The organism is Pseudoalteromonas 'SMAR' (genome assembly GCF_048515945.1).
Lineage (GTDB): Bacteria > Pseudomonadota > Gammaproteobacteria > Enterobacterales > Alteromonadaceae > Pseudoalteromonas.
The window spans coordinates 70,720-94,454 of the sequence record NZ_JBLWMW010000008.1 but is presented as its reverse complement, the minus strand read 5'-3'; the positions used below and the strand labels follow the sequence as shown (position 1 = coordinate 94,454).

Annotated in this window: 14 protein-coding genes and 1 pseudogene; 7 read left to right on the top strand and 8 right to left on the bottom strand. The window is 44.4% G+C overall.

The window, feature by feature from the left end; genetic code table 11:
- Positions 1 to 381: 381 nt before the first annotated feature.
- On the bottom strand, positions 382 to 837 hold the full coding sequence (gene azu, locus ACNKW2_RS05720) for an azurin (RefSeq protein WP_419147685.1): 456 nt from the start codon (positions 835 to 837) through the stop codon (positions 382 to 384).
- Between the two features lie 594 nt (positions 838 to 1,431).
- On the opposite strand from azu, the gene ACNKW2_RS05715 reads away from it, so the two are divergent.
- Entirely contained in the window at positions 1,432 to 1,809 is a 378-nt protein-coding gene (locus tag ACNKW2_RS05715) for a DUF4920 domain-containing protein (RefSeq protein WP_419147684.1), read from the top strand.
- Here ACNKW2_RS05715 and ACNKW2_RS05710 read toward each other — a convergent pair.
- The 3 genes from ACNKW2_RS05710 to ACNKW2_RS05700 are packed head-to-tail and all read right to left on the bottom strand — an operon-like array spanning position 1,783 to position 3,565.
- Positions 1,783 to 2,082, bottom strand: coding sequence for an AzlD domain-containing protein (locus tag ACNKW2_RS05710; RefSeq protein ID WP_419147683.1), 300 nt, complete (start codon positions 2,080 to 2,082; stop codon positions 1,783 to 1,785). The genes ACNKW2_RS05715 and ACNKW2_RS05710 overlap by 27 nt on opposite strands.
- Positions 2,079 to 2,765: an AzlC family ABC transporter permease gene (locus tag ACNKW2_RS05705; RefSeq protein ID WP_419147682.1), complete on the bottom strand. Its 687-nt coding sequence runs from the start codon at positions 2,763 to 2,765 to the stop codon at positions 2,079 to 2,081. Before ACNKW2_RS05705 ends, ACNKW2_RS05710 begins: the two co-directional genes overlap by 4 nt.
- Positions 2,765 to 3,565 (bottom strand): AraC family transcriptional regulator, encoded by an 801-nt coding sequence (locus ACNKW2_RS05700; RefSeq protein WP_419147681.1) that lies wholly within the window; start codon positions 3,563 to 3,565, stop codon positions 2,765 to 2,767. Before ACNKW2_RS05700 ends, ACNKW2_RS05705 begins: the two co-directional genes overlap by 1 nt.
- 859 nt (positions 3,566 to 4,424) lie before the next feature.
- On the opposite strand from ACNKW2_RS05700, the gene ACNKW2_RS05695 reads away from it, so the two are divergent.
- Both ACNKW2_RS05695 and ACNKW2_RS05690 read left to right on the top strand, forming a co-directional pair.
- Positions 4,425 to 7,079 carry a family 16 glycosylhydrolase gene (locus ACNKW2_RS05695; RefSeq protein WP_419147680.1) on the top strand — a complete coding sequence of 885 codons (2,655 nt, stop codon included), beginning with the start codon at positions 4,425 to 4,427 and terminating at the stop codon, positions 7,077 to 7,079.
- Between the two features lie 65 nt (positions 7,080 to 7,144).
- Positions 7,145 to 10,148, top strand: a pseudogene (locus ACNKW2_RS05690) (TonB-dependent receptor).
- A 511-nt stretch (positions 10,149 to 10,659) separates the two neighbouring features.
- On the opposite strand, the gene ACNKW2_RS05685 reads toward ACNKW2_RS05690, so the two are convergent.
- The 3 genes from ACNKW2_RS05685 to ACNKW2_RS05675 all read right to left on the bottom strand — a co-directional run bounded on the left by ACNKW2_RS05685 (position 10,660) and on the right by ACNKW2_RS05675 (position 15,676).
- A complete protein-coding gene (locus tag ACNKW2_RS05685) occupies positions 10,660 to 11,637 on the bottom strand; it encodes a transposase (protein ID WP_419147679.1) in 978 nt (325 codons plus the stop codon).
- 248 nt (positions 11,638 to 11,885) lie between these two features.
- The gene (locus ACNKW2_RS05680) at positions 11,886 to 14,423 is read right to left on the bottom strand and encodes a glycoside hydrolase family 3 protein (RefSeq protein ID WP_419147678.1); all 2,538 of its coding nucleotides are present in this window, start codon (positions 14,421 to 14,423) and stop codon (positions 11,886 to 11,888) included.
- The gene (locus ACNKW2_RS05675; RefSeq protein WP_336565145.1) at positions 14,423 to 15,676 is read right to left on the bottom strand and encodes a sugar MFS transporter; all 1,254 of its coding nucleotides are present in this window, start codon (positions 15,674 to 15,676) and stop codon (positions 14,423 to 14,425) included. Before ACNKW2_RS05675 ends, ACNKW2_RS05680 begins: the two co-directional genes overlap by 1 nt.
- A 181-nt stretch (positions 15,677 to 15,857) precedes the next feature.
- Between ACNKW2_RS05675 and ACNKW2_RS05670 the strand changes: the two genes are divergently transcribed.
- The 4 genes from ACNKW2_RS05670 to ltaE all read left to right on the top strand — a co-directional run bounded on the left by ACNKW2_RS05670 (position 15,858) and on the right by ltaE (position 21,338).
- Positions 15,858 to 17,192, top strand: a complete 1,335-nt coding sequence (locus ACNKW2_RS05670; protein WP_419147677.1) for a GH1 family beta-glucosidase — start codon at positions 15,858 to 15,860, stop codon at positions 17,190 to 17,192.
- 458 nt (positions 17,193 to 17,650) lie between these two features.
- Positions 17,651 to 18,658, top strand: a complete 1,008-nt coding sequence (locus tag ACNKW2_RS05665; RefSeq protein ID WP_419147676.1) for a LacI family DNA-binding transcriptional regulator — start codon at positions 17,651 to 17,653, stop codon at positions 18,656 to 18,658.
- A gap of 4 nt (positions 18,659 to 18,662) precedes the next feature.
- The gene (locus ACNKW2_RS05660; RefSeq protein WP_419147675.1) at positions 18,663 to 20,246 is read left to right on the top strand and encodes a sugar porter family MFS transporter; all 1,584 of its coding nucleotides are present in this window, start codon (positions 18,663 to 18,665) and stop codon (positions 20,244 to 20,246) included.
- 81 nt (positions 20,247 to 20,327) lie between these two features.
- Positions 20,328 to 21,338 (top strand): low-specificity L-threonine aldolase, encoded by a 1,011-nt coding sequence (ltaE, locus tag ACNKW2_RS05655; RefSeq protein WP_419147674.1) that lies wholly within the window; start codon positions 20,328 to 20,330, stop codon positions 21,336 to 21,338.
- 113 nt (positions 21,339 to 21,451) lie between these two features.
- Here the strand turns inward: ltaE and ACNKW2_RS05650 are convergent, their stop codons facing one another.
- Positions 21,452 to 23,623 carry a TonB-dependent siderophore receptor gene (locus ACNKW2_RS05650; RefSeq protein WP_419147673.1) on the bottom strand — a complete coding sequence of 724 codons (2,172 nt, stop codon included), beginning with the start codon at positions 23,621 to 23,623 and terminating at the stop codon, positions 21,452 to 21,454.
- Between the last annotated feature and the right edge of the window lie 112 nt (positions 23,624 to 23,735).

Here is a 23,735-nt window from a genome sequence, read left to right as displayed (position 1 = left end):
CTTCTACATCGCTAGTCATACAGTAGCGGTATTTTGCTGTGAAATGTGGTGATTTTATGCCTTTTAGTGACTGAATGGCTGCGACCACTGTATAACCGCTGAAGTGATGACCATGCAAGCTCTGGTGGTTTGTTGCTTTGGTGTTTCGAAGTGTTGTTCGGTTTTTAGAGTGGGTGTCTGCTTAATGCTTTAGGTGGATGTCTATTAAATGCTTTAGGTGGATGTCTGTTTAATGCTTTAGGTGGGTGTCTGCTTAATTCTTTAGGTGGGTGTCAATTAAATGCTTTAGGTGGGTGTTTGCTTAAATTTTAGGTGGATGTCTGCTTAAATTCTGAGAGGGAGCGACTGCCGAAGCCGGTAACTTCAGCAGTCGTAGGTTGGTTATTTAAGGCTAAAAGTTCCTTGCATTACAGCAAAGTGCCCTGGGAAGGAGCAAAAGAAGCTGTATGACTGTGAATCGCTCATTCCTTTGGTGCTGAAAGTCACACTGGTTTGCTCGCCACCACCAATGACTTCTGAAAACGCGATGACGCGAGTGTCATTTGGTTTTACATAGCTATTTTGCGCACCGGCTGACATGCCATCTGTGGCAACGGCTTTCACATCTTCGCTTTTTGTGAGTACCCAGTTATGTCCCATGGTTGTCGCAGCGAGTTTGCCAGTGTGCTTAAGAGTGACTGTCACCTCTTCACAACTTTTAGAGGCAGATAAAGTCTTAGTTGAAAATTGCATCATATCGTTTGCTTCAATGGTGAGTTCACACTCATTAGCTTTGGCATTACCACTAAACAGGGTAAGGCCAACGATGGTTAAGACTGACGTGATTAGATTGCGCATATGAATACCTCTTAAATATAAATAAAAATCATTATCATAAATATCTTTGGCATTGTAAATGGTATAAACTAATAAACGCAGAAGTAAAAAAATACGATCGCTTTAGGTACAAAATTCACTATGCCAGTGTTATTGAGCAAGATGTCTATTTTGCACTGGGGTATGGCTTAACATTGTTTTCGAAGCAAGCCTTAACCTAGGCTACTTTCATTTATTTATGCAAAGAAGGTAAAAGTTTCGCTAGATGGTTGCTTTAATTACGGAACTTTCAATGTAGAGAACGGGATATCCAGCCACATAAACTGGCTGAAGAGTGTGTGCAATTGCTATTAGTTAAGCGTTTTCAATAATTCGCGTTTTGGTTTTTTGTTAAGGCGTTGAAGCGAGAGATAGATCTCATAATAATTTACTTTTTTTTAACTCTTTACTGCTTTTTAATTGTGTTTTCGATTTTTTTGTTGTTATATTTTTGTTATTAAATTGTGGCAGGGAGCTTAAGTGATGCAGGATTCTACAATGTTAACAGCGCTTTCGATGGCTCTGTTCTCAAAGCACAACTTCACTCAACCCCTAAAATTCGCGGGGGGCGCAGACATGTCTAGTTTGTTAACAACTAGTGAAATCGAAGAGAATCTTTTGGCAATAAGTCACGATAATGTCACCATCAGTGGCGAGATAGTGGATGTGTGTCGAAAGCTGGGTTGTTGGATGAAGCTTGTTGTTTCAAGTGATTTAGAGCTGTTGGTGTATACCGACGTAGGCAATATGGTATTTCCCGTGAATGCCATCGGCAGAAAAGCGTATGTTACTGGTTTACTTAAAAATACAGCAGATAAAGTCTCTGCTAGTGGTTTTACACAGCAACTCCAGGCATGGTCGATTGAGTCTCATAAATCGTATGCCTGGTTATTGCCGTTATCGGTCACTATATCGGCCTGTGCGGGTTCAGAAGAAAACGTAGAATACGGCTAAACTGCCAAGCGTTGTGATGTATAAGTTTTTAAACTTATATGCCAAAACAACAGCAACCGTGGCAGCAATTAAATAAGAGTTTTCTGTGTTGATTGCCAAACGTTCCTCTTTAAGAAAAACGATAGGCACCCAAATGGCTGTTAACACGCACGGAGCACTATAACTAAGTAAGCGTTGCATTTTTGCGCCAATGGTAAAGGGGAGCTTTCTTGCTAAAAAAACATAGCGAGTGGCAAAAGTCACGCAAGCCATGGCGAGTATGGTTATAATCATGCGCGCTCCTTATAACCTTGAATATAATAGCCAACAAACATCCCAAGCAATGCAGCGGCGATAAGGCCGAATTCGAATTCTATGATTTTAAAGAAAATCATGCTTATTGCAGTGGTTACACAAGCTAGTAAAACAGCGAGGTTGGTTATGTTTGGAATAACCAGTGCGATAAAAATAGCGGCTATGGCAAAGTCCAGTCCAAGGTTGCTTAGATCCGGTAAGAACTGACCTGCACTGATCCCAATAAACGTCCACAGATTCCAGGCAACGTAAAAGCTACCACCGGCAAAAAGTGCATAATAGAGGCGCAATTTGCTGCGATATGCTCTAGGATGATGAGAAAAAGCAAACAGTTCGTCAGTCAACAAAAAGGCAATCGGTCCGCGCCATCGCAAAGGTTGCTCGATGATTTTATTACGAATTGTCAAACCATAAAGGAGGTGTCTGGCACTGATAATAAAGGTGGTGATGAGCAAAGTAATCATTGAGGTATTTTTTGCAATGAGTTCAATAGCCACTAATTGCGCCGAGCCTGCGAAAACGAGCAGGGACATAAGCTGAGTTTCCAGTGGTGTAAAGCCATTCTGAATAGCGAGAGAGCCGCACAAGATACCCCATGGTAGTACCGCCAAATTTAGTGGCAGCATGTCCCAAAAGCCTTTTGAAAAAGCAACTTTGATCATTAGCAGGCCTGCTTATATTGGTTAGGGGTGATCCCCATATTGCGTTTGAAATGTCGATTAAAATGACTTTGATCATAAAAGCCTACGGTCGTTGCCACCTCGGTAATTGATAGGCCCTTTCTGATGAGTGCCTTGGCGTTATTAAGTCGATGCTGTATTTGAAAGGCATGTGGAGTTAGGCCCACGTGTTGCTTAAATTGTCTAATAAACTGAAAAGAGCTCATATTCGCTTTAGCTGTAAGCTCCGACACCGACGTATCTTTGTACAGGTTTTCAAGCAACCAGTTTGTAGCTGAAGAAATTCGTGTTTTAGCACTTAACTCATTGCTTTTAAAGCTTACATTTCCTGACCTTTGGCAAAGGTGAGAAAATAGCTCGATCAGCATCGATTGTTTTAGCAGTAACGAATCCGACTGCTCTAAAGCGGCAAAAGTGCTATGCATTAATTGAGCTATTGTTTTATCGTTAATGACTGCTTGCTTAAAAAAAGGTGACAGGGATTGCTGTGAGCCCATGATGTTATTGTAAAGCTCGGGTGTTGGGTAAAGCGAGCGATAAGACGCTATCCCATCGCAGGCTTTTCTGCAATCATGAATTTGCTCTGCATTAATTAAAATAACACTGCCAGTTGGGGCAAAGTGCTGTGCTCCAGAGCGATAAAAGCGCTGAGCGCCATTATCAACCAAAGCAAGTGTGTAACCACTGTGGTTATGCTTGCCAAAGTCGTTTTGCTTATCAATAGTATGCAGTACCTCAAGATCCCCTAAGTCACGGTGAACAGTAAACTTTGCTTGTTGCATAATCCCTCCTTTCAATCCTTATCAGAGTATCAGTTACTAGAGATGAAAGTCTTGTACAAAATTGCACAAAGCTGAGTAGCTTTAGTGATGAGAAGTTAGCTACCTGTTACCCCTTTTGTGGCAGGGTTTAATAATGTGGATGTCTGCTATGCGATTACCATAATGTGACTGTCTGCTATGCGATTACCAAAGCTTGAGGTGTATGGCCGTGAAGTTGTGGCGGTAACAATGGCTGGGTGTCTTACTAATGCCTACCTTTAGCACTCTATAAAGTATATGACCAAGGGTGATAGTGATTCATCACAATGAACGTTTTTGGCACTTAGTGAGTGAAGAAATGAAAAATAGGATGGGTGTCTTGTATCTTTTTCTCTTTAACACGATGGTTAGGGGTGATAGAGATTCACGACAGTGAACTTTATATACACTGAGTGAATGAAAAAATCAAAAATAAGGTGGGTGTCTTGTTAATTAATATTGGGGTGATTATCAAGCTTGAGGTGAATAGATGAGAAGCGATAAGGGTAACAATAGATGGGTGTCTGTTATTTTTGTGTCTGCTTATTGGTCATTACAAAGCCGCAGGGCGTAAGGCGTAAGAAGTGCGTTGTGTCTAATTAAGGTGCAACTTTTTGGTAATTAATTATTACCGTTTTAAGTATATTTATTGACGAAGATGCTTACATGGTTTACTTTTGTGAAAGCGCTTACATAAAATGCGTGTTTTTTTGAATGTTTTTGTAAGCGCTTACATGTTGCTAAGGGGACGCTTTAAGCAAGTAAATCTTGAGCGGCTTGATAAAAATAAAGTTCTTAGCTATCAATTATTTGACAACAAAGTATTGCATCGGGGTAACTGATGAAGAGTGCAGCAATAAATTTCAGTAAACTAGTGAGTGCTATGTCAGTCGCACTACTAGCTGGTTGTGGCGGCAGCGCCGAGACCGAAACAAATCATCAATCTGTTGACACCACAGCGCCAGTGGCAGACTGGCAGCTGGTATGGAGTGACGAGTTTGATGGTGAAAACATTGACTCAAGCAATTGGACCAAAGAGGTTAATTGCGAGGGAGGCGGTAATAACGAGAAGCAATGTTATACCGACAGCGATGAAAATGCGTTTATCTCAGACGGCATGTTAAATATCGTTGCTTTGCCAGCCGCAGAGGGCGCTGAAAAGCCATATACCTCAGCTAGACTGAATACAAAATACAAAGCTGACTTTAAATATGGTCGCATAGAAATGCGAGCTAAATTACCAAGCGGTCAAGGCAGTTGGCCTGCATTTTGGATGCTACCGACCGATGAGGTTTACGGTGGCTGGCCGAAGTCGGGTGAAATCGACATTGTGGAGGCCGTCAACTTAAAAGTAGCAAATGAAGACGGCAGTGTTGAATCCAACATTCATGGCACACTTCATTACGGCCGAGACTGGCCGAACAACGTCAGCTCAGGTAAAGCTTACGCACTACCTGATGGTGTAAACCCAGCTGATGATTTCCACACCTATGCCATTGAATGGCAAGAAGGAGAGATCCGTTGGTATATGGATGGTTATCTGTATGCAACGCAGCGTCAGTCTGAGGTTCGCTATAACTCCAAAGACGAAGCCGTTGGCCTTAAACACCGAGGTTGGTTTGCGGAATATTTCGAGCAAGGCTCGGGTGAACTGGTTACCCATTGGGATACCGCGCCATTTGATCAACAGTTTCATTTAATCCTAAATTTAGCCGTTGGTGGTGACTGGCCTGAAAACGTAAATAATACTGGTATTGACGCAGATGCTTTTGCTGCAGGTCAATCTTTTGTTGTGGATTACGTTAGAGTGTATGAATGTGCGTCTAATCCAGACACAGGTCGCGGTTGTGAAACAGTGCGTCCTGGCTACGATAATTTAGACGATGCATTAGTTGAAGGCGAAGCTCCAGTGCCAGCGCCTCCATCATCAGGTGCGGCTAAAAACCTAACCATTTTCGACAATGAGCTCAATGTAAACTGGGCGGCTTGGGATTGCTGCGGTGGTTCAACTCCTGAATTGGTAGAAGATTCTGAGCGTGGCAATGTCATTGAGTTTTTGGTGGGTGAGGAACCTACGGTTAATGGTTTTACTAGCCGAGCTGAGTTCTTAACCGATCCTCAAGCACAGCCTAGCCCATTCGATGCTTCTGGCATGTTAGAGTCTGGCTATGTTCGCTTTAATATGAAAGTGACTTCGCTCCCTTCTGACCCTTCAGCACCATGGAAATTTAAAATTGAAAGTGTAGGCGCAGCGACAGCTGTTGAACTTGATTTAACGGCAAGCAGTGAAGGTGCCGCGCCTGTTGCTGGTGAATGGCAAACTTATACTTTCACGTTACAACAACTGGCTGACGCAGGCCTAGACATCTCGGCCATTGATGTGCTGATGATTTTCCCTGCTTGGGGCACGGGTGAAGGCGCAGTTTATCTTGTTGATGACGTTGAAATTGCGCAAGACACGTCGCTTCCAGAGCTCACCTTATTCCAAGATTCAGTGAATGCAGATTGGCCACTTTGGGACTGCTGTGGTGGCTCAACGCCAGTAGAAGTCTCGGATGATGCCGAGCATGGCATTGTTGCTGAGTTTGCCATTGGCGAAGCACCAACCGTTATGGGTTTCTCTACTCGTACAGATGTTGGCGGTGCAGGCAAACCTTTCGATGCCAGTGCACTGTTAGACGGTGGCGTGCTGCAGTTTGAAATGAAAGTCGTCAGCATGCCAAACGACCCTGCTGCAACTTGGAAATTGAAAGTAGAATCCGACAACGCAGCAAGTGCTGTAGAAGTTGATCTTTCAACAGCCAATGAAGGACACACACCTCAAGCGGGTGAGTGGCAAACCTACACATTTAACTTAAACACCCTGGCACAAGCAGGCTTAGATCCAAGTGCTATCGACGTAGTGATGATTTTCCCAGCGTGGGGAACGGGCAACGGTGCGGTGTATCGAGTTGATAATGCTAAAATTTACCATCCTGAGGCGAACAAATCGGCCAGCGGTTTAAGCTTATTCAAAGAAGAAGCGGCAGAGCAGTGGCAAATTTGGGATTGCTGTGGCGGCTCAACGCCAACAGTCGAAACCGATGAAGATGCTGCACACGGAAAAGTTGCACAATTTGTGATTGGTTCTACACCTACCGTAATGGGCTTCTTGGCTGACGATGGTGTTTATTACGATGCTTCACATTTATTAGAGTCTGGAGTAGTCAGGTTTGATATGAAAATCACTTCTGCGCCATCTAACCCCGATGCGCAGTGGTTATTTAAAATCGAATCGAACGATGCAAGCGCTGCGGTTGAACTCGCCTTGGCCGATAGCATTGAAGGTCAAGCTCCACAAGCTGGTGAGTGGCAAACCTATACCTTCTCATTACAAGCACTGTATGACGCTGGTTTAGATATTAGCGCGATTGACGTGCTGATGGTATTCCCAAGCTGGGGCTTAGGGGAAGGCGCAGTTTACCGCTTAGATAATGTTGAAATAGATAACCAGTAATTAACCGGCTGCTACCGAGCCTTAAGCTCGGTAGCGTGCAGCAAGAATAGAGTCGCAGGGCAATCATGAATACTAAAAAATTCAATAAAAGCAAGCTTGCTTTCCAACTGTCATTAGCCATGGCCGCCAATGCCGGTTTAATTGCAGTGGCGCAAGCAGAAGAAACAGAGCAACAAGAATCAGCAGAGAAAGTTGAGGTCATTGAAGTTAAAGGGATCCGAGGCAGTTTGATCCGCTCAATGGACCTGAAACGTTCATCATCAGGTGTAATGGATGCCATTTCTGCTGAGGAAATGGGTAAGTTCCCAGACACCAACTTAGCGGAATCATTGCAGCGCATTACCGGGGTGTCGGTAAGTCGCTCAAATGGTGAAGGCAGCCAAATTACAGTTCGTGGTTTTGGGCCTTCTTTTAACCTGGTTACACTTAATGGCCGGCAAATGGCCGGTACAGGTTTTACCCGCTCTTTTAACTTTGAAAACCTATCCTCTGAGGGCGTGAGTGCTCTTGAGATAATGAAGACCGCGCGCGCAGAGTCGCCTACAGGTGGATTGGGTTCAACCGTTAATATTGTGACGGCCAAGCCATTACAAAGTTCTGGTGAGCGTTATTCTTTTATGGCCAAAGGCATTCACGACACTTCAGTGGAAGAGGGTGATGAGGTAACTCCTGAGATTGCCGGTATATACAGTAATACGTTTGCGGATGATACCTTTGGGGTTTCGGCTAACTTCTCCTACCACCGTCGTGATTTTCAACGTCAAGCTGCGAATGTGAGATCGTGGTTGGTCAACCCAACCTTATCTGTGGATGCAGAAAATATTGTTGATAATCGCCCAATGGACGCGGATGGCATGCCTGCTAAGCAGTTCTTTGACCCCAGTGCTGGAGAGAATGGCGAGTATGTGTCTGCGGCATTTTTCCCGCAAGAAGTGAGCTTTTCTAAAGACGATGTCAAACGTGAGCGCCTAAACGCCCAGGCGACATTGCAATATGCACCCACCGATGACTTAGTGATCACTCTAGATCACACCATTTCAAATGCGGTCACGGGCAATAACTCTTTCTCTTGGGGTATTTGGAATGGCTCCTTTGGTGGCAATGGTAACGCTTATGAGCTCGATGAGAACGGTACTGCCATTTACTATAACTCGGCAGGCGATGATGCTTCGTTTACCGCATTTCGTGAAACCACTGAAGTAGACTCAAAAGCCACTGGCCTTAATATTGATTGGCAGGCGAGCGAGAACCTTAGCTTTACTCTAGATGCGCATAACTCAAAAACCACCACCGATAATGGTATGGACTCTGGGTTAAATGCTAATGCTAGTGTGATCCTTGGTTCTGCTGCGTTGACAACGAAAGAATACTTCTTTAGAGAAGGCGACGTTCCTGGCTACAATATTGACTGGGACAACGGCACAAATGAAGTTCAGCCAGGTGAAATTGGCTCAAACTTCAGCATCTTTACCAGAACCCCAGGCGAGTCTGAGGTGTCACAAGTACAACTGGATGGTCAGTTATTTACTTACACTGACATTGGCTTGGAAACGGTGAAATTTGGTGCGGCCTATAAAGCAAACCTTAAGTGGTTGGGGTGGCTCAAATAATGCCAACGCGCCTGGTTTTAACAATGGTACCTTTGCTGAAATTTTTCCAGATGCCATGTTCGAACGTGTTGACCTAAATGGCTTTTTAGATGAATTTGCGTTTGGTCAAAATGGCGTGGCTCCGGGCTATACATACATTTTTGATCTTGATGAGGCTTTTGCTCGTCAAGAGGCGTATCTCACTGAAGATGTTATTGGCAGTGATGTGTATGAGATTGGTAGCTTTGACGGATTTCCGGTTAACAAGGTAGAAGAAGAAACCATTAGTGTTTACCTTTCTAGCAACTGGATGTTTGAGGTTAGCGACTATGAAGTCTATGTCAATCTTGGCTTGCGCTACGAAGAAACCGATGTGGTTAGCCCTGCAAAAAGTCGTGTAGCTGAGCAAGTATACTGGGCGGGTGGTTCTGAATGGCTGACTCAATTTGCCAGTGGCGGTGAATTAGTAGAGGTTGAGTACGAAGGTAATTACGACCTCTTGTTGCCAATGGTTGATATTAAAGTAGATCTTACTGAAGATCTCGTTACTCGAGCTTCGTGGGGCCAAAGCATAACGCGACCTACTTTGGGCGATATGCTTGGCAACTTAAGCCTGACACCATCACCTAAGTTGAACTCGCGCAGTGGTAGTCGAGGCAATCCAAACTTGGAGCCGTTTAAGTCGACTAACTTTGACCTTAGCTTAGAGTACTACTATGAAGAGGGAAGTTATGCCTCGGTAGGTCTTTTCTGGAAAGACGTTGATAACTGGATTGATAACAGCCAAGTGAAAACGACGTTTGATGGCTTGCACGATGTTTACCAAGGACAACGATGGAATGATGCTGTTGCTGCTATTGAAGCACGTGGTGAGCAAGCAACCGATGCCGCTATTTACAATGAGATAGTAGCCAATGGTGTAGGAATTGGAGAGAACAACCGTATTCTTCCCGATCCGGCCACCGATCCGCTGATCGAATGGACGATTAACTCACCGGAAAACGTCGGCTCTCGTAAAGTAAATGGTGTTGAAGTTGCAGTGCAACATCTGTTTGGTGATTCTGGCTTTGGTGCTGGTTTCAATGCCACTATGGTAGATGGCGATGTTGAGTACGATAATTATGTCTTAGCTTCACAAGCTGTGTTGGCCGGACTGAGTGACTCGGCAAACGTACAAGTCTTTTACGAGAAAGACGGGCTGTCTGTGAAAGTAACTGGTGCGTGGCGAGACCAATACTTAATTGCACAAGGCCTTCCAGATGCTGGCGCGAGTGCACCACCGCAATACGCTGAAGAATACCTGCAGTGGGATTTGAGTGTTAACTATGACATCAATGAACGCACAACCGTGTTCTTTGAAGGGGTTAACTTAACTAATGAGACCGAGCGTTCATTCAGCCGCTTTGAAAGTCAATTCTTAAGCGCTGCACAATATGGACCAAGATACGCCATTGGTTTTAGATACAGCATGGGTAATTAATTACACTGTATAAGCTAGCCGCTCTGTGAGCGGCTTTTTTACTTATGGCATGCTATAAAAACGATAAACGTAGACCGATAAACGTAGACAGCCATGCAATTCAACTATGGAGACAGGCACAGAAAAATCCGAGGTAGCCAAGGTTTACACAAGACACCCATTCAAATAGGTTTACAAAAGGTTTACACAAGACACCCACTCAAATTGTTGATACTTCTGTTGTGACAACTTGCCTTTTCGATGACAAATTTATAGTGAGACTAAGTAGTCGATCCGGCTAGGAACTAAGGTGACACCCAATATAATTAGTAGACAGCCACTTTAAGGTTTATATATTAAGTGGGAGGTTTCTATGGATTGAAAACTCTTTAGATCTACGCTAATTCAATAGTCATTGCTAGAGAATCGTTTACTTTAGATAAGCCTTATTGGCCATTTGGAGTCAGTAGAGGAATCTATGAATAAGCCAGCCGCATTAACTGTATAAGCACATGGTTAATATGAAAACTTGCTAGCCAAGTAATAGAGCGCAACTGGTGATACCTGAGAGGCGTTTGAAGCATAGAGCCCTGCAAAATCGTCGTTTAGAGTTTGACCTTCCTACAGCACCGTGGAAGACATGCTCAAACCCTTTTGTCATTTTCATCCAGGCTAGGGCCTTTATTTTTAATCGCTTTAATAGGGTACAATCTCTTGGTAAGTGTCCCGGTTTATCACTGCGAATACATTGTCCTGTGACTTTGACTAAGTCGATATAGGCTTCTAAGCTGATGGGCAAGAATTGTTGCTGCAAGGACCTATGTTCTTGATTAGTAGCAAAAGGCAATAAACCCTGTGGTTGATCATCAGGATCGGCATGAAAAAGACGCTTTTTAATGCTGGTGAAATTAGAACCTTCTAATGATTTAGCTTCTTTCGCCCGAACTGGGTTTAGATCGACATAAGCCATGCATGCGAGTAGTGCTGCTTCGTCTAGTAAGGCCTGAGACTTAAACCTTCCTTCCCAGAACCGACCTGTACACTGATCTTCAATATTGGCTTTTCTGGCGATGTATTCATTTAGCGAACGCATAAACCAGCTAATGTCAGTTAGTCGGTTTCTTATTTCGTTGGCCTTTGTTTTGATTTTAAACTGTTCGTGTTCGAGCAGTCTTTGACCAGACAATAGCTTATTAACGGTTTCACAGCTTTGGTAACAGTAGCTCCACCGCTGCAAAACTTGATGATCAGTGAGTTCTTTTGCTTTGTCGAGGTCGACGTGTAATACGACATGCGTATGGTTACTCATAACTGCGTATGCACAAATATTAATACAAAAAACTTGTTGTAATATCAGTAGTCTATTTTCAACCCAGCGACGACGATGGTTATAGTTTTTTCCAGTGTGCTTATCTGAGCCACATAAAAAGGCTCTTCTAACGCAGCGAGAAATACAATGATAATATGGGGTTTCTTTAAGACAGACTTGTCTGCTTCTAGCGGTTGCCATTAATTTACCTTCAATCCTTTGAATGCAATTTAAAGGTTAGATACTAATTTGAAAAAAGCCAACGTGGTCTTTGACTTTTCTGTGAGGGGGGTTACAAAGCGTTTGAGGAAAATTAGTTTCAGTACTTTTCCTAAAAAGACACCCACTTTAATTTCGGTGGGTGTCTACTAAACAAATCGGTGGGTGTCTACTAAACAAATCGAGTGAATCTATGCAAAGCAGTTGAGCCGCTTAGCTATTAATTCCACTTATTGGCATTGAATGGTAGGTGATTCTTCTGCCACGATTTTTATTTCAGACAAACCAAGTTCCAGTTTACCTTTGGTCGCAAGCTCTAATGGCACAACCGTTTTAGCGGTATTAAAGCCTTGGTTAGTGAAGCAATCTAGGCCTATAGTGACTGTCTGCCATGTGTTTTCAGGCATTGATTGCAGTTGTTCACTAATATCAAGTTGAGCAGTGCAGGAGCCTGCTGTATCTGCTTCGCCTTCACAGCTCATTGTCAACATCACAGGCGCTGATGGCTTGCTTGTAACAAGGGCCATAAAACTTAACGCTGCTTGGTCAGGTATATTCGGGCTCAAATCTTCCCTAAAATAGCTTTCACTGGCTAACCGGAAGCCGCTGTTGGTGCTGCCATCAAATGCTAACATAACAGCATCTTCTTGAACTTCTCGGTCAGTTGTACGATATTTCAAGCCACCGATCTCTGCAGTATTTGCATTGATATGTAAAGACTCTTCAGTATTGAATAAATGCCCTTGCCAAGGTTTATTAATTGACCTTACCAGCAGTTCAACGCCTTGTTGGCTGCCATAGTCAGAGGCAAACTCCTCTTGCAGTGTATCTGGTAATACATTGTCATCTTGATAGCTTAAGCCAAAGCCATAAGCGAGCAGCGGGTTGTACCCTTGGTCGCCAAAGTTAACTATCTGAGTGGGGGAGCTAGGCCATGAATAGCTAAGCTTGCCGGTAAAGTCATATTTTGGTTTCCCATCTTTATCGCTAAGGATCACGTCTGCGACGCCAACCCCTTCAGAGCCTGGTAGCCATGCAGCAACGAAAGCATCTGAGGCATTCAATTCAGGGTTAACCCACATTGGGCGTCCACTAATAAAAATAGAGACGGTTGGAATACCTTGAGATTGCAAGCGCTTTAATAGCTCCAGATCAGATTTATCTTGTGGCTTATACTCAAGCGTGGCTCTATCTCCGTGACCTTCAGCGTATGGATCTTCACCAAATACAACAATAGCGACATCCGGCTTGTTGTCGTAATTGCCTGACTCACTCAAGGTGACTGTGCCGCCTGCGGCTTCAACCTGTGCTTTTATGCCATCGTAGATAGAGGTGCCACCGGGGAAGTCGGCATTTGTATTATTGGTCCCTTGCCAAGTAATGCTCCAACCGCCAGATTGCTTGCCGATATTGTCTGCGCCATCACCCGCCATAAGAATGTCTTGGTTTGGATTAAGAGGCAGAAGTTGGGCTTTGTTTTTTAATAGCACCAATGACTCTCTCACGGCTTGACGAGCCACTTCACGATGCTCATCAGAACCGATGATATCGGTTTTGCCTGCGAAATCTCGATTGGCTGGGCTTGGCCTGTCAAACAAGCCTGCTCGAAGTTTAACTCTTAGTATGCGAGTGACTGCATCATCGATGCGTGTCTGCGCAATTTCACCTTTTTGTACTTGCTCAACGGTATTATAATACAATGACTTCCAGTCGTTCGGTGCCATGACAATGTCAATACCAGCATTAATTGCCTGGGCGCAGCTGTCATTAGTGCAACCAGGAATTTGGCCATGGCCATTCCAGTCACTAACAACAAAGCCGTCGAAGTTCATACGTTCTTTCAGAACTTGAGTAAGCAAGTAATGACTGCCATGTACCTTCTCACCGTGCCAGCTGTTGAATGACGCCATAACAGACTGCGCACCTGCCTCAAGGCCTCCAACGTACCCTTGTGCATGCAGTGCAATCATTTCTTTTTCGCTGGCGATATTATCACCTTGGTCATCGCCATCCACAGTACCGCCATCACCCACGAAATGTTTTACGGTACTAATTACATGGGTGTCACCTAAAAAATCCTGCTCAGGTGAGCCTTGTAAACCCGTTACGATGGCTCTTGAATAACTTCTCACGATGTCTGGGTGCTCGGAGTAGCCTTCATAGGTTCGTCCCCAGCGGTCATCACGAACGACGGCAACGGTTGGTGCAAAAATCCAATCGATACCTGTAGCAAGAACTTCTTTGGCTGTGATTTGCGCTATTTTTTCAATCAATTCAGGGTTGTTGGCCGCACCTAAGCCGATGTTGTGTGGGAATAAAGTGGCTCCCACGACGTTATTATGACCATGAACTGCATCTGTGCCCCACATCGTTGGAATGCGGCTACCATCTAAGCTATCGTCAACAGATGCCTGATAAAGAGACTCTGCTAGCTTCACCCAGTCCTGTGGTGTTGCGTGTTTGTTGTTATAAGGAAACGCACCACCTCCGTTTAGGTAAGAACCAAAGCCATACTGGCGCATGTCTTCTACCGTCATGTTGCGGATCTCTGGTTGGATCATTTGTGCAACTTTTTGCTCTAGTGTCATATCCTTAAGTAGTTCAGCTACTTTGGCTTCAACATTCGGATCTGACTTAACGGCTGATTCAATGACCGGCCAGTTTTTTACGCTTTTGTCGTCACTAGTACTTGCTACTTCTTTACTGTCGCAGCCAGAAAGTGTTAATGCTGCGGCGATAATAGTGAGTAAAGTATTCTTTTTGTTCATTAGCTTTTACCCTTGAAACGCTGAGGTTCAGCCCCTTTAAAGCCAAAGTAGGCAATATAGATATAACACAGAGCTGGTAATAAAAATGAAATTTGTAAATTGATGCCATCTGCAAGCACGCCTTGCAGCAGCGGAATAAATGCACCCCCAACAATGGCCAAACATAAGATACCCGAGCCTTCAGCGGTTTGCTTACCAAGGCCGTTGAGCGCCAAGCTGAAAATAGTTGGGAACATAACTGAGTTACACAGTCCAACGGCTAAGATGCTCCACATAGCCAGTTTGCCATCACTCAGCACCGCGATAATGACTAAGGCAAACGCGCATAACGCGTTGAATGTTAGTACAATGCGGCCAGATACCTTTTGCATCACTAAGGCGCCAATAAAGCGTCCAACCATGGCACCGCCCCAATAGTAGGCAATCAATTTCGCAGCTTGCGCTTCAGTCATGTCACCAATGTCTGGCTGATGTAAAAAGCTAACCAGCGTTGAGCCTATAGCCACCTCTGCGCCAACGTAAACAAAAATACCAATTGCGCCGAGCACTAAGTGCTTATGGTGCCATGCTTTTGAGTCACCAAGCTGGTTTTGCTCTGTGGTGCCCTTGAGTTGTGGTAATTTCAAAAAAGCAAAAATAATGGCCAGAGCTGCTAGCATAGCGGCCAACATTAGGTATGGCATTTGCGTAGCGCTGGCGTCGCCGACCTCAACCACACTGCCTTCGCTGAATATTAAAATGGCTCCGAAAAATGGTGCTACTGTGGTGCCAAGTGAGTTAAACGCTTGGGTCATGGTTAACCTTGCAGGCGCTGTTTCAGGAGATCCTAACACGCTGACAAAGGGATTCGCTGCAACTTGCAAAATGGTGATCCCAGCCGCAAGAACAAACAGCGCAAAGAGAAATACACTGTAGATGCCGCTTTCAGCAGCAGGATAAAACAAAATGCAGCCAAGTCCTGCGATTAATAAACCTGAAACAATCCCTTTTTGATAGCCGATCCTACTTACTAGGCGACCCGCAGGAATAGAAACCACAAAATAGGCACTGAAAAAACAAAATTGGATCAGCATGGCTTGAGTGTAATTTAACTCAAATGCTCCCTTGAGATAGGGGATCAAGATGTCATTTAAACAGGTAATAAAACCCCACATAAAAAACAGCGAGGTTAATGCACCTAGCGCAAAGCGGTATTGACCCGGCTGTTGCGGCTCTGTAGTGGGTGTTGCATCAAGTTGAGACGGTGCGCTCACGTGAAACTCCTAGTTGATTTTTTTTGGTAAAGCGCTTACATTTACACAATGAAAGCGCTTACATTTGTATTGATAATTGCAGAAAGCGCGCGTTAATTCAAATAAAAATACCAAACTAAACGGATTTTTTATCGCAGAAACCGTACTGATTGGGCTTTGATGCTGACTGAGGCTAAATATAATGAAAAAGTTAACTTTGCCAGAAGATTCGAAAATGATGCAGTCGAACTTTATTTTTGGAGTTGCGACTTCATCTTTTCAGATTGAAGGGGCCAAAGCACAGCGGTGTGAGTCTATTTGGGATAGGTTTTGCGAGCAGCCCGGTACCATTGTTGACAATAGTAACGGTGATCAGGCGTGTCAGCATGTATTGCGTTGGCAGCAAGATATTGAGCTAATTGAATCGCTAGGGGTGGATGCTTACCGTTTATCTGTGTCGTGGCCAAGAGTGATGTCAGATAACGGTCAACTTAATCGCCAAGGGATTGATTTTTACAAACAACTCGTCTCTGCTTTGGTAGCTAAACAGATAAAGGTGTTTGTTACGCTTTATCACTGGGACTTGCCTCAGTCACTTGAGGAAAAAGGCGGCTGGTTGAATCGCGATACGGCATATGCGTTCGCCGATTATGCCGATGTAGTAAGTCGAGAGTTAGGTGACGCGGTTTATGCCTATACCACCTTAAATGAGCCTTTTTGCAGTGCTCACCTAGGTTATGAAATTGGCATCCATGCGCCAGGCATTAAATCACAACAGGCAGGGCGACAAGCTGCGCATCATTTACTTCTTGCTCACGGTTTAGCCATGGCAAGGTTAAGACAAAACTGTCCTAATAGTTTGCACGGTATTGTGCTGAACTTTGCCAATGCTATCCCAGCGACACATTCTCAAGCAGATATTGATGCAGCTAAAATAGCGGATGACTATTGTAATCACTGGTATTTAAAGCCACTAATAGATGGCTGTTACCCCACATTATTGCAGCAACTTGACCCTGAAGTACAACCCCAAGTACAAGCTGAAGACTTAGACATTATCTCTGCGCCATTGGATTATCTTGGCGTAAATTACTACACCCATAACCGTTATAGAGCCGATGGCAAAGGTTGGTATGAGTTGGTCGAACCTACGTGTGAACACCTAACGACCATGGGGTGGGAGGTAGTGCCTGATTCTTTTCGCGATTTATTAACGCAGCTGAACAGCCAATACCACTTGCCCCCTTTATACATTACAGAAAATGGTGCGGCATTTGCTGATGACATAAACAATGACTGTGTAATGGATGAAGTTCGTGTTGATTACTTTAATGGCCATTTAAATGCAGTGCATGAGGCGATAAATGCGGGCGTAGATATCCGTGGTTATTTTGCTTGGAGTCTGATGGATAACTTTGAGTGGGCTGAAGGGTACACCCAACGCTTTGGTATTGTGTATGTAGATTACAAAACGCAAAAGCGCACTCCTAAATTGAGCGCCCTTGCATACCGAGATTTGATTACCTCAAGAAAATAGGCTGGATGACTTCACTTAAGAGGTAATTAAGCAGACACCCACTTCAGGATAAAGAGGTAGCAGATACTTTGAAAGACACCCACCTTTGGATCGTTTAGCAGACAGCTATCTAGGTGTGATAGGTAAAGGTGATAAATAAAAGACACCCATATCAAGTTGTAACCAAACTATTTGAGTGACTGTCCTTTAAATCATTTGCATTAAGTGTTTTCTTCTTTGTAAATCGCTGATGCGAAAACCAAGGCCTTAATCGATACCTTTTAAGTAAAGATGGGTGTCTGGCTAATTTAAGGTGTGTGTCTGGTAAATTTAAAATGCAGTTTGATTGGTTTTGGGGTGGGTGTCTTGTTAACAGGGTTAAATTATGTTCTGTTGGTTATGGATATTGCGAGGCGTTTGTTTTGTAAATGGTTTAAAATGAATGCATTACATCGACAACGGATGAGTTAAAAACAAAAATGGCAACAATTTATGAGGTTTCAAAAGCGGCTGGCGTGTCTTTAGCTACGGTGTCGCGAGTAATGAATGGCAACACTAAGGTGAGTGATAAGACTCGTGACAAAGTGTTAAGCGCCATGGCTGAACTGGGCTATAAGCCCAATGCAATTGCTCAATCGTTGGCGTCTAACCGCAGTAACAGTGTTGGTTTACTGGTCTCTGAACTGCATGGTTCTTTTTTTGGTGACATGATGAGTACCATTGAAACAACCTTACGTAACGCTGGTAAGCACGCCATTATTGCGGCCGGACATAGTGATGCTGAAAAAGAACAGCAAGCCATAGAGTTTTTACTCGATAGACGCTGTGATGCCTTAATTGTACATGCAGAGGCAGTCAGCGATGAATACCTGATTGAGTTATCAAAGCGGGATATTGAGCTGGTGATTGTGAACCGTCATATTCCAGAGCTCGCAGAACGTTGCTTTTATACCGATAACGAACTGGGTGGTTATTTAGCCACTAAGGCGGCATTGAATGCTGGACACAAGCAGGTGGCCTATATTAGTGGTCCGCTATTTAAATTGGATGCCAAGCAACGGTTAGCTGGACATAAAAAGGCCTTGGCAGAACAGGGGATTGACTTTAAACCGAGTTTATTTTTCGAGGGTGGTTACCATGAAACCGATGGTAGTGCCGCGCTAAATCACATTATTGCCTCTGGTGTCGACTTTACTGCCTTGGTGTGCGCCAATGATGAAATGGCTTCCGGAGCCATGACCGCTGCCAGAGAAGCGGGGATCAAAGTGCCCTCAGAGCTCTCTATAGTGGGCTTTGATGACGTGCTGTTTGCTAAATACCTTTACCCGAAGCTGACCACCATCGACAACCCCATTCGAAAAATGGGAGAAGCCGCGGCTCGTTGGGTATTAAAACATGTATACAAAGATAAAAAACAACCGGAGGTAGACAACCTCTTCCCACCGACATTAATTACTCGTGACTCCGTGTCTGCGCTAAAAAGGTAAAAAAATGAAACCACTGTCGATATCTAACGCAATGAAATATACCCTAATTGTATCGCTAGGTGGTTTTATATTTGGCTTTGATGCCTCGGTGATATCGGGGGCCATTGGCTTTATCACTGAAGAGTTTAACCTCAGCGCTTGGCAACAAGGTTTAGTTGTCAGTGCGCCCACTTTAGGGGGCTTGATAGCCACCATGCTGGCAGGACCCGTGGCAGATGCCATTGGCCGAAAACAAACCTTGTTGATCACTGCATCCTTGTACTTTATCTCGGCATTATTATCGGCCTTTGCGAACACCTTTGAAACTTTGGTGTTGGCGCGCTTTATCGGTGGTATGGCATTTTGTGCGCTGATGGTCGCACCCATGTACATAGCTGAAATAAGCTTGCCGGAACAACGTGGCAGGCTGGTCTCAGTAAACCAATTAAATATCGTGATTGGTTTATTTATCTCCTATTTTAGTAATTATTTTTTATTGCAGCTAAGCCAATTGCAGCTGCCTTGGGTGAACTGGCTGCAATTAGGCAGCAATACGTGGCGCTGGATGCTAGGAATAGAAGCAATTCCAGCGTTATTGTGGATGTTGATGTTGCTAGCACTGCCTAAGAGTCCGCGCTGGTTATTAATGAAAAAACAAGATTCAGCAGCACAACAAACTTTGCAGCAGTTATACTCGCCAGCACAGGCGCTATCGCAACAGCAAAATATTCATAATGACTTAAACAGCGATTACAATCGCAGTGGTTCAGTACTGGCTAAACTAAAGCTGCTGTTCAGTAAAAAGCTAAGGTTAGCGTTAGGTATCGGCTTACTGTTAGGTATCGCCCAGCAGGTATCAGGAATAAATGTGGTGTTTTTCTATGCGCCAACCATATTTGAGCAAAGTGGCGTCGGCACCAACGCCGCTTTTGTCCAAGCCATTTGGATAGGCTTGATTAACGTTATTTTCACTGTGGTGGCGATGCTCAGTATTGATAAATTGGGTCGCCGGCCGTTACTCATTATTGGTCTAATCGGCATTAGTTTCAGTATGGCCTTGTGTAGTTGGGGCTTTAAGCAGGCCACCTATCAATTGACGCCACAGGCGATAGAGCAAATAAAACAAGCCCATCCAGACTTGGCAACCAGTAAGTTGATGCCACTTACCGCTCAGCGCTTTGATTCGGATGTCAGCTTTAATGGCGCGTTAAAGTCACAATTAACCACTCAAGAGTATCGCAAATACAAAGCGCAAATTATTGCCAATAGTATTACTATGCCAGCGACCTTAGTGTTGGCTGGTATTTCGATCTTTGTGGCTGCATTTGCCATGTCTTTAGGCCCTGTGATGTGGGTGATGTTTTCCGAAATCTTTCCCAATTCGATTCGAGCTGTGGCTATCTCCGTGGTGGGGGTGGTGAATAATGCCGCCAGCTTTACTGTGCAGCTGATTTTTCCATGGGAGCTTGAAACCTTTGGTGCCAGCACCACCTTTTTACTTTATAGTGCGTGCTCTATGCTTGCGTTATTATTGGTATTTCTGTTTGTTAAAGAAACCAAAGGCCAAAGCTTAGAGCAGCTAAGTGCGAAGTTAACCGCGAATAGTTAAACTCACCTCAAATTCGTCACTTTATGTCGCTCAGTTGTTACACTAAGCGGCATTACAACGACAATGAAAGACAGGCAACTCATGGATTTTCGATCAGACACAGTGACCCTTCCCACTCCGGCGATGCGTGAGCATATGCTTAATGCAGAGCTTGGCGATGATGTCTATGGTGATGACCCTAGTGTTAACGCTCTTGAGCAATACGCAGCCTCACGGCATGGCTTTGAAGCGGCATTATTTACCAGCTCAGGCACCCAAGCGAATCTATTAGCATTAATGAGTCATTGCCAGCGCGGTGATGAATATATTTGTGGGCAACAGGCACATAATTATAAATACGAAGCCGGAGGAGCCGCGGTGCTTGGCTCTATTCAACCACAGCCCATCGACAATGAAGCGGATGGTAGCTTGTGCTTAGACAAAGTTAAGCAGGCGATTAAGCCCGATGATGCGCACTTTGCCAGAACAAAATTGCTGAGCCTAGAAAACACCATTGGTGGCAAAGTACTGGATTTAGCCTATTTAAAGCAAGCACAGCAATTTTGCCAACAGCATCATCTTCAGCTCCATCTTGATGGCGCTAGGGTATACAACGCCGCCGTGGCAGCAAACGTCGATATCACCGAGATAGTAAAGTACTTTGATTCGTTTACCATTTGTTTATCTAAAGGCTTAGGCGCGCCTGTTGGCTCCCTGTTAGTTGGCAGCCAAGGCTTTATCAATACTGCGCGCCGCATTCGCAAGATGCTCGGTGGCGGTATGCGTCAAGCAGGCATGCTCGCCGCGGCCGGAATGTATGCGTTACAGAACAATGTAGAGCGCCTTGCAGAGGATCATCAAAACGCCCAGTATTTGGCAGCGCAATTAAATACATTACCTGGTTTTGATACCAGCAGACAGCCACCGCAAACCAATATTGTCTTCGTTGATGTAGATGCGGGCATTGATATTCAAACTATTGCCGCTGATTTACGTGCACAAGGGATTATTATAACGCCGGGCTATCAAGGCATGCGCTTAGTGACCCATTTGGGGATTGATAAAAGCGCCATAGACACCTTAATTGCAGCGTTGAAAAGACACCTATCTTAAAGCAAGTTTGACAAGACACCCATCTTAAAGTGTTGTTGAGTGAGGATGGCAATTTTAGCTATAACATGGCGGCAGTATTGGCATACTGCCGCCGACCATCAAATCAGTGAATCTTAAAACTTATATTTTACGTTTGCGCTTACGGTACGACGTTGACCGTAGAAACAATCGCCTCGATACAAGCAGCTGGTGATCACAGTTTTGTCTGCGATGTTGTCAACCTGCAAGCTAAATTCATACTCCTCGAGATCGTAGCCCACCATCATATCAACCAGAGTAAAGTTATCGGTGACCAATTGTTGGTGCAATACTTGGCCATTCAGCTCTACGGTGCGACTACCATCGAACGTTTTACCAACATGACGGACACCCATGCCAAATTTTAACCCCGACACGTACTCATCAGCCCGATAGGTTGCCCAGATAGACGCTAAATGCTTAGGCGTGGCAGATAAGGGCGCGTCATCGGTAATAAGAGTGACTTGATCTTGGTTCACAAATAACTCGGTAGGAGTCAAAGGCGTGAGATCTTGCTCGGTGTCTAGGTACGAATAAGCGGCGTAAACGTCTACCGATTGCCACTCAAGTTGCGCTTCTAATTCGAAGCCTTTAATGGCGACTTCACCGTCTTGAACTTCAAATTCAGGCGTTACTTTGCGTACTTGGTTTTTGTCTTTGATCTCAAACAGCGATGCTGTAATTAAGTGTTCTGTGCCCGTGGGTTGGTACTTCATACCCAGTTCAATTTGCTCACCTTCAAGTGGTTTGTAAGCTCCACCTTGCGCTTTTTGGCCAAATACAGCCTTAAAGGATTCTGAGTAGCTGGCATACGGGGCAATACCATTATCGAATTGATAAAGGACACCCACTCGTCCTGTGGTGGCAGACTGACTGTTTTTCACAGCATTTGCCATTTGCAGTTGATTAGACACATCATCGTAGCGAAGGGCGGCATTGATAACCCAACTATCAACTTCAGCCGTGACTTGGGCATAGGCGCCTAACTGTTTGTTATTCAGCGTGTTGTTTGGGTTATCAGTGACCTCTGTTGGCAGTAGAGCGTCGCTTTGGCCATAAACCGGATCGTACAGATCCAATGGTGCGGCTAACCCGCGAGCACGATCGGCATCCGTATCAGCATCTTGATAATCAACACCTGACACCATGGTCAATTTTACTGAATTAAGTTCAGCGTATTTATGTAATTGCAAGTCCATCGTAAGGCTGCGAGCGCTGCCATCGGTAAGACTGGCTATGCGGTTAACTGTGCGTTTGTCAGCCTCAAATTTAGGTGGCCAGGAGTAAATGGTACGATATTCAGAGCTGCTATCACTGTAGCGACCTGAAAATTTCACCTGTGTGTCTAAATCGATGCTGTGCTCAACAATGGCAGTAATTGCTTGTTGCTCGGTATCGTATTTGTCCCAACCCGGCTCACTGATAAAGCGCTCACTTGGGATCTGACCATATTCTGCGGGTAGAATTGTGCCTTCGTGAGGGAAAAATTGCGTAGACGAACCCGACTCATTTTTTTGTAGGTTTGCCAGTACGGTTACCTCAGTATCTTCACTAATCAACCAGCTTAAGCTTGGTGCAAGTAGCAAGGTGTTGTCATCAACGAAGTCGGTTTGCGTGCCACTGTCTCTATACATGGCTACGGCACGGGCTTGATATTGCTGTTGAGCACCAAATGCGCTGTTATAGTCAAAAGCCAGTTGGCGGCGATCGTAGTTACCAACTTGAGCCCAGATTTCGCCTTCCGTTTTTGCTTTAGGTCGTTTTGAGACCGCATTAATAATACCGCCAGTAGAGCCTTGGCCATAAAGAACAGAAGATGGACCTTTTAAAATTTCAACGCTTTCTAAAGCATAAGGGTTGGTGCGAGTGTTATTGTAATTACCAAATTGTTTTTGCAATCCATCTACGTATTGCAGTGGATCCACCCCCCGAACCTTCGACCAGTCACCTCGGGTGTCAACCCCATAAGGGCCATTATAAACACCGGCGACATAACCAATTGCATCTTGCAGTGTCTCGGCACCAAGATCCGAAATACGTTGCGATGTTAATACTGATACTGAGACTGGTGTTTTTACAATCGGCACTGCCGTTTTTGATGCGGTAGCACTGACGTAAGAGATAAGTCCTCGAGGGCTTACCTCAATGATTTCGATGTCTTCATCAGTAGCTGAATTGGCTTGGTCACTTTGAGCATGTGTTGAAGCTGAAAATGCAAGCGCCAAGCTGGCTAATAAAGCAGGGTTTTTATAGTTAAATGAGCGCATGATACATCCTTTGATATCTTAATTTTTCGGGATGATATTCTAAATGATATTGGTTATCAATATTGCTTGCGTTGTCTGCTGCTGATTTTACAGTAAATTAATTTGTTATTGT